The 14,455-nt window shown below is 66.4% G+C and carries 12 protein-coding genes; 5 read left to right on the forward strand and 7 right to left on the reverse strand.

What is annotated here, in order from left to right; genetic code table 11:
- The first annotated feature begins 143 nt into the window (after positions 1-143).
- The 4 genes from ACFVIV_RS19545 to ACFVIV_RS19560 all read left to right on the forward strand — a co-directional run bounded on the left by ACFVIV_RS19545 (position 144) and on the right by ACFVIV_RS19560 (position 3,410).
- Positions 144-872: an amino acid ABC transporter ATP-binding protein gene (locus ACFVIV_RS19545; protein ID WP_379198246.1), complete on the forward strand. Its 729-nt coding sequence runs from the start codon at positions 144-146 to the stop codon at positions 870-872.
- Between the two features lie 31 nt (positions 873-903).
- Positions 904-1,737, forward strand: coding sequence for a glutamate ABC transporter substrate-binding protein (locus ACFVIV_RS19550; protein ID WP_379198162.1), 834 nt, complete (start codon positions 904-906; stop codon positions 1,735-1,737).
- Positions 1,738-1,827: 90 nt separating this feature from the next.
- Positions 1,828-2,508 carry an amino acid ABC transporter permease gene (locus tag ACFVIV_RS19555; protein WP_379198164.1) on the forward strand — a complete coding sequence of 227 codons (681 nt, stop codon included), beginning with the start codon at positions 1,828-1,830 and terminating at the stop codon, positions 2,506-2,508.
- Complete coding sequence (locus ACFVIV_RS19560; RefSeq protein WP_379198166.1) at positions 2,505-3,410, forward strand: amino acid ABC transporter permease; 906 nt, start codon at positions 2,505-2,507, stop codon at positions 3,408-3,410. The genes ACFVIV_RS19555 and ACFVIV_RS19560 overlap by 4 nt, the downstream gene beginning before the upstream one ends.
- Before the next feature lie 83 nt (positions 3,411-3,493).
- Here the strand turns inward: ACFVIV_RS19560 and ACFVIV_RS19565 are convergent, their stop codons facing one another.
- On the reverse strand, positions 3,494-4,702 hold the full coding sequence (locus tag ACFVIV_RS19565) for a serine hydrolase domain-containing protein (RefSeq protein WP_379198168.1): 1,209 nt from the start codon (positions 4,700-4,702) through the stop codon (positions 3,494-3,496).
- 56 nt (positions 4,703-4,758) lie between these two features.
- Entirely contained in the window at positions 4,759-7,938 is a 3,180-nt protein-coding gene (locus ACFVIV_RS19570; RefSeq protein ID WP_379198170.1) for a BTAD domain-containing putative transcriptional regulator, read from the reverse strand.
- Positions 7,939-8,061: 123 nt separating this feature from the next.
- Here ACFVIV_RS19570 and ACFVIV_RS19575 point away from each other — a divergent pair, with 123 nt between their 5' ends.
- A complete protein-coding gene (locus tag ACFVIV_RS19575) occupies positions 8,062-8,868 on the forward strand; it encodes a CPBP family intramembrane glutamic endopeptidase (protein ID WP_379198172.1) in 807 nt (268 codons plus the stop codon).
- A gap of 614 nt (positions 8,869-9,482) precedes the next feature.
- On the opposite strand, the gene ACFVIV_RS19580 is transcribed toward ACFVIV_RS19575, so the two are convergent.
- The 5 genes from ACFVIV_RS19580 to ACFVIV_RS19600 form a co-directional block, all read right to left on the reverse strand.
- A complete protein-coding gene (locus tag ACFVIV_RS19580) occupies positions 9,483-9,785 on the reverse strand; it encodes a DUF6342 family protein (protein WP_379198174.1) in 303 nt (100 codons plus the stop codon).
- 329 nt (positions 9,786-10,114) lie between these two features.
- The gene (locus ACFVIV_RS19585) at positions 10,115-11,338 is read right to left on the reverse strand and encodes a cytochrome P450 (RefSeq protein ID WP_379198176.1); all 1,224 of its coding nucleotides are present in this window, start codon (positions 11,336-11,338) and stop codon (positions 10,115-10,117) included.
- Between the two features lie 152 nt (positions 11,339-11,490).
- Positions 11,491-12,144: a recombination regulator RecX gene (gene recX, locus ACFVIV_RS19590; RefSeq protein WP_379198248.1), complete on the reverse strand. Its 654-nt coding sequence runs from the start codon at positions 12,142-12,144 to the stop codon at positions 11,491-11,493.
- 603 nt (positions 12,145-12,747) lie between these two features.
- On the reverse strand, positions 12,748-13,785 hold the full coding sequence (recA, locus tag ACFVIV_RS19595) for a recombinase RecA (protein ID WP_379198178.1): 1,038 nt from the start codon (positions 13,783-13,785) through the stop codon (positions 12,748-12,750).
- A gap of 213 nt (positions 13,786-13,998) precedes the next feature.
- Positions 13,999-14,451 carry a nuclear transport factor 2 family protein gene (locus tag ACFVIV_RS19600; RefSeq protein WP_379198180.1) on the reverse strand — a complete coding sequence of 151 codons (453 nt, stop codon included), beginning with the start codon at positions 14,449-14,451 and terminating at the stop codon, positions 13,999-14,001.
- Between the last annotated feature and the right edge of the window lie 4 nt (positions 14,452-14,455).

The raw sequence follows: 14,455 nt of genomic DNA on the forward strand, positions 1-14,455 counted from the left end.
CCGCGTCAATCCGGGGTTACGGACGAGTGTCGGGTCGCGGCACAGTTTCGTTCGACAGGCGAAAGTTGAGCATTTCGGGCATGAGCCCTCTAAGGTCACTGGTCATGACCGACGCTGCCATTTCCGTGGACAAGTCCGCGCCGATGATCTCGATGCGGAATGTGGATAAGCACTTCGGCTCGCTGCACGTTCTGCGTGACATCAATCTCGAAGTGCCCAAGGGGCAGGTCGTGATCGTGGTGGGACCATCCGGATCCGGCAAGTCGACACTGTGCCGCACCATCAATCGACTGGAGACGATCGACTCCGGCGATATCGCAATCGACGGGGTGAAGCTGCCCGACGAAGGCAAGCTGCTCGCCAAGCTGCGCGCCGACGTGGGCATGGTGTTCCAGTCGTTCAATCTGTTCGCGCACAAGACCATCATCGAGAACGTCATGCTGGCGCCGGTGAAGGTGCGCCGCCAGGGCAAGGACGAAGCCCGTAAGCGCGGTATGGAACTGCTGGAGCGGGTCGGCATCGCCAATCAGGCGGACAAGTATCCGGCTCAGTTGTCCGGTGGTCAGCAGCAGCGCGTGGCGATCGCCCGCGCGCTGGCCATGAATCCGAAGGTGATGCTGTTCGACGAGCCCACCTCCGCCCTCGACCCGGAAATGGTGTCCGAGGTGCTCGAGGTGATGGTGCAGCTGGCCAAGGACGGCATGACCATGGTCGTGGTCACCCACGAGATGGGCTTCGCGCGCCGCGCCGGCAATCGGGTGCTGTTCATGGCCGACGGCCAGATCGTCGAGGACACCGATCCGGACTCGTTCTTCACCGCACCGAAATCCGATCGCGCCAAGGATTTCCTCGGCAAGATCCTCAGCCACTGACCGTTCGTTTCACGAGAGATAAGGACTCCCGATGAGGTTCAACAAAGCGCTCCGGGTCGCTGTCGGGGCGATCGCCCTGGCGCTGGCCGCCACCGCGTGCGGCGGCGGCAGCGACAAGACCGCGAGCCAGAACGCCGCCGACGGCAAGCTGACCATCGGCATCAAGTTCGACCAGCCCGGCCTCGGTCTGCAGAACAAGGACGGCTCCTACAGCGGTTTCGACGTCGATGTCGCCAAGTACGTCGCCGAGCAGCTGGGTGTGAAGCCGGAGAACATCAAGTTCGTCGAGGCGCCGACCCCGCAGCGCGAGACGCTGATCGAGAACGGGCAGGTCGACTATGTGGTCGGCACCTACTCGATCACCGACAAGCGCAAGGAGAAGGTCGATTTCGCGGGCCCGTACTACATCACGGGTCAGTCGCTGCTGGTGCGCTCGGACAACACCGACATCACCGGTGTGGAGTCGCTGACCGGCGGCAAGAAGCTGTGCTCGGTGAAGGGCTCCACCCCGGCGCAGAACGTCAAGGAGAAGTACGCCAAGGACGTTCAGCTGCAGGAGTACGACACCTACTCGCTGTGCGTGGAGGCGCTGAAGTCGGGTTCGGTGGATGCGCTCACCACCGATGAGACGATTCTGCGCGGTTTCGCGGCGCAGTCGCCGGGTGTGCTGAAGGTCGTCGGCACGCCGTTCACCACCGAGAAGTACGGCATCGGCCTGAAGAAGGGCGATACCGAATCGCGCAACAAGATCAACGACGCGATCGAGGCCATGATCACCAGCGGCGCCTGGAAGTCGGCCCTCGAGAAGAACTTCGCCGGCACCGGATTCACGGCTCCGGAGCCGCCGAAGGTTGATCGGTACTGAGTTGACAACGCGGGCTGGGCGGCAGGTCACGGCGATCCCGATGACACCGTCCGGCCCGCATGGCATTTCGATCGGAGGGACGCGACAGTCGTGTTCGACTTGATCTCGGAGTATGACGACCGGTTGCTCGACGCATTCTGGGTGACCATCAAACTGACGCTGTATTCGGCGTTCTGGGCGTTGATCGTCGGCACGCTTGTCGCCGCCATGCGGGTGTCGCCGGTGCCGGTGGCGCGCTGGCTGGGCACCGCGTATGTGACCGTGTTCCGCAATACCCCGCTCACGCTGATCATCGTGTTCTGCTCGCTGGGCCTGTACTCCACCCTGGGGTTCAAGCTCGCGCCGGAGGGGCCGACCGATATCGCGGACAACAACTTTCGCTGGGCGATCGTCGGATTGAGCATCTACACCGCGGCTTTCGTCTGCGAATCGCTGCGGTCGGGCATCAATACCGTGCAGCTGGGGCAGTCCGAGGCGGGCCGCTCGCTGGGGCTGACCTTCACCCAGAATCTGCGGCTCATCGTGCTGCCGCAGGCTTTCCGGGCGGTCATCGCGCCGCTGGGCTCGGTCTTCATCGCGCTCACCAAGAACTCCACCATCGCCGCCGCCATCGGTGTCGGTGAGGCGGCACTGCTCATGGCCGAGATGACCGAGAACGAGGCGGCGCTGCTGTCCATCGGCGCCATCTTCGCGCTGGGCTTCGTGGTGCTGACCCTGCCCACCGGCCTGTTCTTCGGCTGGCTGGCCAAACGATACGAGGTGGCACGATGACCGCGGCTTCGGTTCTCTACGACGCGCCCGGCCCCCGCGCGCAACTGCGCTACCGCCTCTACTCGGTGCTGGTGGTCGTCGCGCTGGCGGTGCTGGCCGGGGTCGCCTACAAGGGCCTGGCCGACAAGGGCCAGTTCACCGCGGACAAGTGGAAGCCGTTCGTGGAAGGCGAAATCTGGAGCACCTACCTGCTGCCCGGCCTGCGCGGCACCATCGTGGCAGCGGTCATCTCCATCGTCTTCGCGCTCGTTCTCGGCATGATCTTCGGCGTCCTCCGCCTCTCCGATCACGCCTGGGTGCGCCTGGTCGCGGGCACCATCGTGGAATTCGCACGCGCCATCCCCGTGCTGATCCTGATGATCTTCCTGTTCGCCGTCTTCTCCGACTACAACGTCTTCCCCTCCACCCAGCTCGCGCTGGCCGCGGTGGTGACGGCCCTGACCATCTACAACGCCTCGGTCATCGCCGAGATCGTCCGCTCCGGCATCCGCTCGCTGCCCAAGGGCCAGACCGAGGCGGCCGTAGCCCTGGGCATGCGCAAGACCCAGGTGATGACCACCATCCTGCTCCCCCAGGCCATCACCGCCATGCTCCCCGCCCTGGTCTCCCAAATGGTCGTGGCCCTGAAGGATTCGGCCCTCGGCTACCAGATCACCTACCTGGAAATCGTCCGCTCCGGCCAACGCCTGGGCGCCGCCGAACAGAACATCATCCCCGCCCTGCTGGTGATCGCGGTCATCATGATCGCCCTCAACTACGCCCTGACCGTCTTCGCCACCCGCCTGGAACGCTGGCTCCGCACCCGCAAACGCGGCGGCCGCGCCCTCCCCGCCGACACCACCCTCACGGCGGCCCCTCCGGGCATGGACATCGTCCTCACCGGAGACGGCGAGAAGAAGTAACCCCGGATCCCCATCCGAACGCGTTGCGGGCGCGGAGCATCGAGCTCCGCGCCCACAACGCATTTCGCGGTGTCCCGGCGGGATCAGGCTTGCTCGCCGCAGAGCACCTCGCCGGTCAGCCGCACCTTCGCCATCAGTTGCGCTTGCACTGGAGCGTTCTTCTGATCGGCGTCCACGTAGGTCAGCGAGGCTTCCATGGTCGTGCCGCCGTCGGGTGTGCTGTACACCAATGTGCCGTAGCCTTGGACGCCGCCGTCCGAGGAGAGAACGGTGCCACAGCCCACGTCGCGCACCTGTAGCCCGAGGCCGTAGCTCATCTTCGGATCGGGTGTCGGGTGCGCCTTGGTCATCTCGGTCAGCAGCGCGGCCGGGAGGAGTTTTCCGCCCACGAGCGCGGAGAAGAACGTGTGCAGGTCCGCGGTGGTCGAGATCATGTCACCGCCGGCGGAGATCCAGGAGGGATTCTGGCGGGTGACGTCGACCGTCGTCCACTGCCCAGCGCCGACGTCGTACTTGTAGTAGCCGTGCGCGTGCGGCTCGGCGATCTCCGGCGAGTATTCCGGCGTCACGGTGTTCCGCAGTCCGAGCGGTCGCAGGATCCGCGTCGCCAATTCCTCGGCGAAGGAGCGGCCGGTGACCTTCTCGATCATGAGCTTGGCCAGCACGTAGTTGGTGTTGGAGTAGCTCCAGTCCGTGCCCGGCACGAACTTCGGGCCTTTGGACAGGCTCAGCCGCACCAGCTCCTCCGGGGTATAGGTGTGGAATCGGTTGTCCACCCATTCCTTGCCCTGCCAGGGGATCCCCGGCTCGTACCTCCCGCCGGGGAAATACTCGCCGGTGTGGTCGTAGACGCCGCTGGTGTGCTGCAACAGCATTCGCACCGTGATCTGCCGGTCCAGATCGAACTCGGGAAGGTAGTCGGCCGCCGGGGCGTCCAGTCCGATCCTGCCCTCGCCCACCAGTTGCAGCACCACGGTCGAGTAGAAGGTCTTGGTGGTGCTGCCGATCCGGAAATGCCCGTCGGTCGATGGCTGCTCGGCCCCGCCCAGCTCGCTCGCTCCGGCGCTGCCCACCCACTCGCCGTGCTGATCGTGCACGCGCAGCTGTATTCCGGTGATACCCGCATCGACGATGTCCTGGAGGGCCTTTCGCAGCTGCGGGCGATCCGCGCCGTCCGCGACAGCCATCCCGGTCGCACCCGCTCCGGTCAGCAGTGCGGCCGCCAAGGCGGTGACCGCCACCCGCCGGAAGGCCCGCGGCACCCGGATTCCGTTGTCTCTGATCGTTCTCATGGCAGCAACGATCGACCGTCGCCCAGACACCGGGCAGACATCCCGCAGACGCGGATTCAGGATCCGAGCGTGGCCTGGACCAGCCCCGCCCGGTTCATTCGCGCCGCTGCCTGAAACGCGTCCGTGAACGCTTTGTCGCCCAATCTATTTCGCAGGGCGTGCTCGATCCTGGCCACATCGGGTTGCGCACGATCCGGCAGACCGCGCACGTCCTCGCTCGCCGCGAGCAGCCGCGCGGCCTGCTCGAACTGCTCCGCACGCAGTGCGAGATCCGCTGTCCCTACCAGCACCTGGGCGATCAGCGGCGCGTGCCCCGCCTCCGCTGCGGCGCGGTAGGCGGCGATGCGGTGCGCCCGAGCCTCGTCGAGATCCTCGGCGAGGTAGCCGAGCAGGTCCTGTGTCATCGCGCGAACGTATGCCCGCTCGCCGCCGGCGCTCAATAGTGTTGTCGTGACGTCGATTTGCCGATGCGCCTGCTCGAAATCACCGCGCCAGCGGGCGAGCTCCGCGCGCGCCAGCGCCAGCTCGGACAGCACGTTCGGCCAGGCGACTCGCTCCGCGGCGCGCTGCGCCTCGGCTATGGCCGCCGCACTCGACTCGGAATCGCCCAGCAGCCAGTACAACTGGGCCTGCCGCGAGCGCATCGGCACCACGTCCTCGAAGGCGCCGACCTCGGTGACGACCGCGATCGCCTCGTCGTAGTACTCGCAGGCGGCGGCGAAATCGCCGCGCACGGCAATGCGATCGGCCAGCTCGGTCAGGGCGAAAGAGATTCCCCATCGGTCGCCGATGGCGCGAAACTCGGTGAGCGCCTGCTCGAGACAAGCGTCGGCAGCGCTGCCGCCGTGACCGAGCTGGACCCGCATTCTGCCGATATGCAAGCGTGCCAGCGCGCGCACCCAGGGGTCGTCGTCGCACAGCAGGGATTCCCATGCGGGGAGGAAGGCGCCGGGGCCCTGCAGCATGCGCTCCAGCGGGGCAATACACCGCACCGCCGGATGACGGACCCGGATACGGCGGGCGATGGCGCCGGCCCTGCGGATCCACTGCTCCACTTGGTATTCGTCACCCTGCCGCCCGGACGTCACGAACTGCACGACGAACGCGTACACAATGGCCCGGCTCGCGTCGGACACTTCGCCGGGCAGGGTGGTGGCCGCCGAGATCAGCTCGCCGCCTTCCGCCTTGTGACCGCCGAGCCACCAGTACCAGGCCGCGGCCGCGGCCAGCCGCATGGCGGCGTCGGCGTGCTCGGCCACGAGCGCACCGCGCATGGCGGCGGCGATATTGTCGTGCTCGGGCTCGAGGATGGCGAGCCATTCCATTTGCTCGGCGCGGCGCAGATGCGGGTCGGCGATCTCGGCGAGGTCGGTGAAATACCCGAGATGCGCACGCCGCACCCGATCCGCTTCCCCCGCTTCGGTGAGACGCCGCCGGGCGTATTCCCTGATGGTGCCGAGCATGCGGTAGCGCGGGGCCGGGCCGTCCTCGGTGAGCACCAGTGATTTCTCGGTCAGCGCGGTCAGCAACTCCAGCACCTGATCAGCGTCGACCAGCGCGTTCTCCTGATTCGGATCACCGCAAACTCGTTCGGTGGCTTCCAGGCTCGCGCCGCCGGAGAACACCGACAGGCGGCGCAGTACCGCGCGTTCGGCGTCGGTGAGCAGTTCCCAGCTCCAGTCGACCACCGCGCGCAAGGTGCGGTGTCGCGGCAGGGCGGTGCGGCTGCCGCCGGTCAGCAGGCGGAAGCGGTCGTCGAGGCCATTGGCGAGCTGTTCGAGGGACATGGTGCGCAAGCGGGCGGCGGCCAGTTCGATGGCCAATGGCATGCCGTCCAGGGCCCGGCAGACTCGCGCCAGGGTTGCCAGGGTGGCGTCGTCGGCGGGGAGATCCTTGCGCACCGCGTCGGCGCGGTCGCGCAAAAGCCGCACGGCGGGCGCGGATTCGATCTCGCTCGGGGCGGCGTCGTCGCCCGGCAGGGCCAGCGGTGCGACGGGCCAGAGTGCTTCGCCGGTGATGCCGAGGGGTTCGCGGCTGGTCGCGAGGATCCGCAGCCGCCGGCATTCGCCGAGCACGCGGTGGGCGAAGGCCGCGGCCGACTCGATGACGTGCTCACAGTTGTCCAGAACCAATAGCATCGACCGCTCGCGGAGACTCGCGATGACTCGATCCGCCGGCTCCGCAGCCGATGCCTCACCGAGCAGCGCATCCCGTAGCTCGAGCGCGGCGAGCGTCGTCTGCGCCACAGCGTTTCCGCGCCCCTGCACCGGTTCACCGTCGGCGCCGATGCCCGCGAGCTCTACCACCCACACTCCATCGGGCAGATCGCCGTGCACCGTGTGCGCGATTTCCGTGGCCAGCCTGGTCTTCCCCGATCCACCGGAGCCGATCAGGGTGGTGAGACGATGCTCATCGACGAGTTCACGAACCGCAGCGATATCGGCCTCCCTGCCGACGAAGCTGGTCAGCTCGGCTCGCAGATTGGTCGTTCGGACCTCCCTCCCGCGACCCACCTCGCCCCGCAGCAATGCCACGTGCAGAGCGGACAGATCCGGTGACGGGTCGACACCCAGTGTGTCGGCGAGGATTCGGCGCGTGCGCTCGTACACCAGCAGCGCCTCGGTGTCACGACCATCGGCCGCGAGAACCCGCATCAATGCGGCGACCAGACGTTCCCGCACCGGATGCGCGGCCACCAGTTCGGTCAACTCCGCGACCGATTTCGCACCGTTGCCGAGGCCGATCTCCGCCTCGAACCGGTCCTCCAGGGCCGCCAGGCGCAGTCTTTCGAGCCGGGTGACCACCGCATCGAATGCCTCACTCCCCTGCACACCGATGTCCTGCAATGGCGCGCCACGCCACAGCCCGAGGGCCTCGCGCAGCAAACGCACTCCGCGTGGGCCTTCCGCACCGCGAGCCTCGGCGACAAGGCGTTCGAACCGCACCGCGTCGACCGCATCGGGCTCCACCCGCATTCGGTAGCCGCCCGCCCGCCCTTCGATCGATCCGTCCGGCAGCACCCTCCGCAGCCGGGAAACCAAGCGCTGCAAGGCGCCTGCCGCTCCCGCGGGCGGATGCTCGCCCCAGATCCAGTCGACGAGAGCCGGTTTCGATACCACTCGTCCCGGATCCAGCGCGAGGGCGACCAGTAATCCGCGCAGCCGCGCACCCGGCACTTCAGCGAAAGTGCCGTCCTCCGAGCGGATCTCGAATGGCCCAAGAATCCCGATCTGCACCTTGCGATCGTGCCATCGGCCGGCTCATTTGTCTACGTATACATCTACTTATACCCAGTGTCGTGTGGGTCGTGTCCGTCTCGTGTCTGCGGCATGTGCGCGGGCCCGGCGATCGTTCTCGGCATGGAGAGAACACCGCGTCCCACGGCCACAACACGAGTCACCGAACCGAGCCGAACAGTCGAGGTGCTGCTGAGCGCCCGCCATTCCCTGCCGTTGTCCATAGCACTGCACCTGATCCCCGGCGCCCTGATCGTCGCCGCCTACCTGCTCGTCGGCGAACCATTCGCCGAGACCATCGGTTATCCGACCCTGCTGGGCTGGGCGATCGCGCTGTGCCTGGTGCTCATACCGGTCCTGGCGGGGCTGCTGGGGCTGGGCCGTAAGCTCAACGGCCGCTTCTCATTGCGCGGTGTGCTGCACTACACCGACAAGCCGGTCCCGCGCGGGAAGCTGGTGGCGATGACCATTCCGCTCATCGTGTGGATGATGGCGGTGGGGTTCGCGCTGGCCCCGGTGAACAACTTCTTCCTCGAAAACCTCTTCGCCTGGCTTCCCTTCGCGGACACCGGCGGCGGCACCGCATACATCGACGGCTACTCGCACTCGATCATGCTCACCACGATGGTGATCTGTCTGCCGCTGACCGGAATCTCCCTCCCGCTCATCGAGGAACTGTACTTCCGCGGCTTCCTGCTACCCCGCATCGCGCATCTGGGCGACCGGGCCCCGGTGATCAACACAGTCCTGTTTTCGCTGTACCACTTCTGGTCACCGTGGATGTTCCTGTCGCGGATCATCTTCACATTCCCCGGCTTCTGGCTCGCCTGGCGAAACAAGGACATCCGCCCGGCGATAGGAATGCACGTCGGAGTGGACGCACTCCTGGCGGTGGCCGGTACCGCGGCCCTCGCACTGAATCTCATCTGAGCCCCGGCATCTCGAGAGTGCGGGTTGGGGTCAATGTCGGTAGATGGCGGACACGGGGAGATCGGGCTCGCATACTGGGATTCATGAGCGACCAGGACAGGGACCAGCGGCAATTCATCCTCGGACTGTTCGTGGTCACGGTCGTCACTCCCCTCTTGGCGGGCCTCACGGCCTTCGTCGGGGCGATCGGAGTGGTGTGGGTCCTGGAAACCCGGAAGCGGATGATCGCGGCTCGCGGTCGGCGCGGCCCCGCCACCCACGGCCGCGACCCACTCCCCCGTTTGGCAGCGCACCGGCCGCCCCGGCGCGGAGAAAACCGCGGGCCGAGCCGGACGGGAAGTCGGCGCTCCGGCCGAATCTCACACTGAACCAGCCCATTTCAACCACGTGCTACCCTCGATCGCGGTACCCGGTGCGCAGGTCGCGGATACTTCCTTTCTTCGAAGCCCGAAGGCAGGGGCCAACTCTGCCTCCCCCACCGCAAGGCGGGGGTATTGCTGGACGAGATGTCGAGCGCTGGGCGTGTCTCCGCTGCCGACCTTGATCTCGGGTGCCGCCGAGTTCTCGACGGGTGGGCTGCCCGGATGGACCGGGCAGCCGCGACGAGTCGGCGATTACCGATACTTCAGGTCCTGGGCGCCTTCGATCAGGCGACCCGCGATGTGCAGGTTCCCGTCGGAGTCCAGAATGGCGATGATCTTCTTCTGCGTGCCGTGATGTGTTGTGAAAAAGATCTTGTCGGCTTCCTGACTGGTGCTGTAGTTGGTGTTCACCGATAGTTCGATACTCACCGGCGAACTGATGAGAACATCCTTCTTCGGCGAATCCGGATACACCTGATTCGTCCGCAGTTTGATCCGACCGTGCGTGTCGCCTTCATCCCAATCAGTGGCCAAGCCGAGATCCACGTCAGCCATGATGACTTCACTCCCTGTATCGCTAGATGGTTTTCACACTTCTCCGAACAGCAGTGAAGCGTCAACGATCCACGATTGCCGGAGGTCCGTGCCCGGCGCATTGAGCATGCCGACGGCACCATCGACCCCTACCGGGTCGATATCGCAGCGAACCCGCGATTTTCTCCTAAAAGAATCGAATTATATTGCGCTGCAATCGCAGTATAGCTTTCGCCATATGCGGAAAGCTCCGGATTCAGCACGCGGAATCAATGAAATCGCCTGCCCCGCAGTCGATCTCGAACCATTTATACAGACTGGTCGTATTCCGTTGGGTCCGTTTCCATTGATCAGCCGTGGGGGCGGACCGGGAGTTCGGACATGCCGCGGATGAGGAGGCTGTGCTGCCAGGAGGGTTCGAAGGCGGGGTCGGCGAGGGTTAGGTCGGGGAAGCGGGTCAGGAGGGATTTGAAGGCTATGTCGGCTTCCAGGCGGGCCAGGGGGGCACCTACGCAGAAGTGGATGCCGTGGCCGAAGGCCAGGTGGCCGGTGGCGTTCGCGGCGATGTCGAGGGTGGCGCCACTATCGAAGCGTGCCGGATCGCGGTTGGCTGCCGAGAGGGCGACATAGATGAATTCCCCTGCCGGGATGTCGATTCCGGCGATCTGGACCGGCTCGTGGGTGTAGCGGAGGGTGGTCCAGCCGACCGGGCCGTCGTGGCGGAGGAATTCTTCGATGGCGGCGGGGATGGCGGTCGGGTCGGCGCGGAGGGCGTCCCATTGGGGTCTGTTGCGCAGGAGGGCGTGGGTGCCGTTGCCGATCAGGTTGACCGTTGTCTCATGGCCGGCCACGAGGAGGAGGAAGGCCATGGCGACCAATTCCTGCTCGTCCAGGCGGTCGCCGTCGGGGGTGGGCTGGACCAGTTCGGAGAGCAGGTCGTCGCCGGGGTGAGCGCGCTTGTCCACCATGAGTTTTCGGAGGTATTCGCTCATGCCGAGAGTGGCGGCGGCGCGTTCCTCGATGGTGCCGCCGGAGCTGACCAGGATTCTGGTCCACTCCTGGAAGTCGGCGCGTTCATCGAAGGGCACGCCCAGGAGTTCGCAGATGACGGTGACCGGCAGGGGGTTGGCGAAGACCTGCATGAGGTCGATCTCGTCGTGGGCGGCCATGTCGTCGAGCAGGGCCGCGGTGATTTCCTCGATGCGCGGGCGCAACGTTGCGACGCGGCGGGGAAGGAAGGCGCGGGAGACCAGTTTTCGCAGGCGGGTGTGCTCGGGCGGATCGCTGTTGAGCATGTGGGCGGCGAGGGTTTGGGCGTTCGAATCCGAGAGGGTTCGGACATTTCGTTGCCGGAACAACTCGTACAGGTCGGCGGCGTTCTTGCGGAGGCGCGGATCGGCCAGCGCTGCCCGGCCCTCGGTGTAGCCGACGATCACCCAGACCTGGGAGCCGCTGACGAGTTGTACCCGATGCACCGGGCCGCGCGCACGCCAGCGGTCGTAGTACCGGTGTGGATCGGTGTAGAAATCCTCGTCCACCAATTCGATCGAATCCGCGGCAGCGCTCTCGACCATGCCGTTCTCCCTCCGGCCACCCCGGCCGCTCCAACAGCCCGAACCACACAGGCAGTGCTGCCGCCCACGCTACCGAAACTGTTGGTGCGCCGCCGTTTTCGCAGCTCGCGGGAACGCCGGTGGAGGTCCGGGGCCGGCACCGGAATTCTCGATCAGTCGAGTTCCGACGAATCGAGATCCTGCCCGGCATTGTCGAGTTCGGCCTTGACGACGGCGTAGGCGGTGGAGGAGCCATAACCGCGGCGGGCCAGCATGCCGACCAGGCGGCGAATGGTCTTCTCGCGGTCCAGCTCCCGAGGCATCGACCGCAGTTTGCGCCGCACCAGTTCGGTGGCGCGAGACTGTTCGTCGTCACCGGTGATGGTGGACAACGCTTCCTCGGCATCCTCCTGCGCGACACCCTTGCGCCGCAACTCCTGGGCCAGGGCCTTCTTCCCCTTGCCGGAGTAGGTATGCCGGGAATGCACCCACTGCTGAGCGAAAGCAGCATCATCGATCAGCCCGACCTCGGTCAGCCGGTCCAACGCACGATTCGCCACCTCCGGCGTGAACCCCCTGGTCGCCAAGCGATCCGCGAGCTCGGAGCGACTGCGCGCCCGATCGGCCAAGAGCCGAAGACAGACCTCTTTGGCCTGAGCTTCGGTGCCCCCGGTTTCCGGATCGCCGAATTGAGCGTTTCGCGCCGCCCGGGAACGCTCCGCACGTTCAGCCCGGCGACGAGCAGCCCGCTCGCCCCGAGTCTCACGGCCACGGAACGCTGTCTGCTCCGCCTCGACGGCGGATTCCCGATCGTTGTCGGGCGACACATGATCCGCGATTCCCGCTTCGGAACCTCCACGCGCGGCGTGCTTCCGATGCAGCTCTCCCCCACGAACAACAGAACCCGGAGAGACAGCGGCACCGTCGATGAGACCGGCCGCGGCCAACCGGTTCAACGCGCGATCCTCGGCTGCGGTCACCGGAACGTCTGCGAAGCCGTGCCGATCACCGCCGGGCACGTCGTCGCCATCGCCGGGGTCAGCGGACGCTTCCTCTCGCCGCTGCCCCGGCGATCGGCGTAGCCCGTGGGGCGGACGTTGGTGGGCGCGCCTCGGTTTCGTGGCCGGGTCGTCGTCTTCGGTGAAGGCGTCGTCGGTTGGTGCGCTGTCGGGGGACTCCCCGTCGAGCTCATGGTCGGCGGGCGGTTCATGGGCGGCGCGGGACCATGTGGTGGGTGATTCACCGCCGAGATCCCAGGTGGAATCGGTGGTGTCCCAGGAGGTGCGGGCGCGGGTGGGGCGGGCGCGTTTGGGGTGGCGGGATTCGAGGGCTTCGAGTTCGCGGCGGAGGCGTTCTACCGCGTCGAGGCGGGGGCCGGTGGGCCCCGGCGAATGTGGCCGGGGCCCAGGGGGTTCCCGATCGGGCATGGGTTAGAAGTCGGCCGGGGCTTCGTCGGTGGCGGTGATATCGGCGCCGATGCCCAGCTTCTCCTTGATCTTCTTCTCGATCTCGTCGCGGACGTCGGTGTTCTCGAGCAGGAACTTGCGGGCGTTCTCCTTGCCCTGGCCGAGCTGGTCGCCCTCGTAGGTGTACCAGGAGCCGGACTTGCGGATGAAGCCCTGGTCGACGCCCATATCGATGATCGAGCCCTCCTTGGAGATGCCGACGCCGTAGAGGATGTCGAACTCGGCCTGCTTGAACGGCGGGCTGACCTTGTTCTTGACGACCTTCACGCGGGTGCGGTTGCCGACCGCGTCGGAGCCGTCCTTGAGGGTCTCGATGCGGCGCACGTCCAGGCGCACGGAGGCGTAGAACTTGAGCGCCTTACCACCGGTGGTGGTTTCCGGCGAACCGAACATGACGCCGATCTTCTCGCGCAGCTGGTTGATGAAGATGGCGGTGGTGCCGGAGTTGTTCAGGGCGCTGGTCATCTTGCGCAGCGCCTGGCTCATGAGGCGGGCCTGCAGACCGACGTGGCTGTCACCCATCTCGCCCTCGATTTCCGCGCGCGGCACCAGGGCGGCCACGGAGTCGATGACAATGATGTCGATGGCGCCGGAACGCACCAGCATGTCGGCGATTTCGAGGGCCTGCTCACCGGTGTCGGGCTGGGACACCAGCAGCGCGTCGGTGTCCACACCGAGCTTGCGGGCGTAATCGGGATCCAGCGCGTGCTCGGCGTCGATGAAGGCGGCGACGCCGCCGGCGGCCTGCGCATTGGCGACCGCGTGCAGGGCGACGGTGGTCTTACCCGAGGATTCCGGACCGTAGATCTCGACAATGCGGCCACGCGGCAGACCGCCGATGCCGAGGGCGACGTCGAGGGAGATGGAGCCGGTCGGAATCACCGAGATCGGCTGGCGGGCCTCCTCGCCCAGGCGCATGACCGCGCCCTTGCCGAAGCTCTTCTCGACCTGCGCCAACGCCAGCTCGAGCGCCTTGTCGCGGTCAAAAGCCTGTGGTGCCATCGTCTGGTCCCCTTCTGATGGGTGTATCTCGTTCTGTGGTTGGCGCCCACGTTAGAGGGCAGCACCGACAAGTTCCGACGACAGCTTAAACGAACAGGTGTTCGAGGCAAACACCACGCCCCGCGACACGCCAGCGAAGTTTTCGAGGGCGTTGGCAAACCCGTCCGACGGCGCCGGCCCACCCCACGCGACGGGGCCGGCGCCGTCCCCGGCTCACCGGATAGGAAGCAGAGCGTCCTCCTCCTCGGCGGTGCGCGGACCGAAGATGCGGCGCTCGGATTCGGCGATCGGCACATCGTTGATACTGGCCTCCCGCCGGGACATCAGCCCCTCCGGCGAGAATTCCCACAGCTCGTTGCCGTAGCTGCGGTACCACCGACCGTCCTCGTCGTGCCATTCGTACTGGAACCGCACGGCAATGCGGTTCTCCCGGAAGCTCCACAGCTCCTTGCGCAGCGCGTAACCGTTCTCGGTGGCCCACTTGCGCTTCAGGAAGTCGACGATCTCGGCGCGTCCGGTGAGGAACTCATCGCGATTGCGCCACACCGAATCCTCGGTGTACGCGTTCGCAACCGTCTCGGGATCGCGAGTGTTCCAAGCATTCTCGGCGGCGCGAACCTTGGCCTTGGCGGATTCCAGGTCGAAGGGCGGCAGTGGGGGTCGCATGGCG

Source organism: Nocardia sp. NPDC127526 (assembly GCF_042672265.1).
In the GTDB taxonomy this organism is placed as follows: Bacteria; Actinomycetota; Actinomycetes; order Mycobacteriales; family Mycobacteriaceae; genus Nocardia.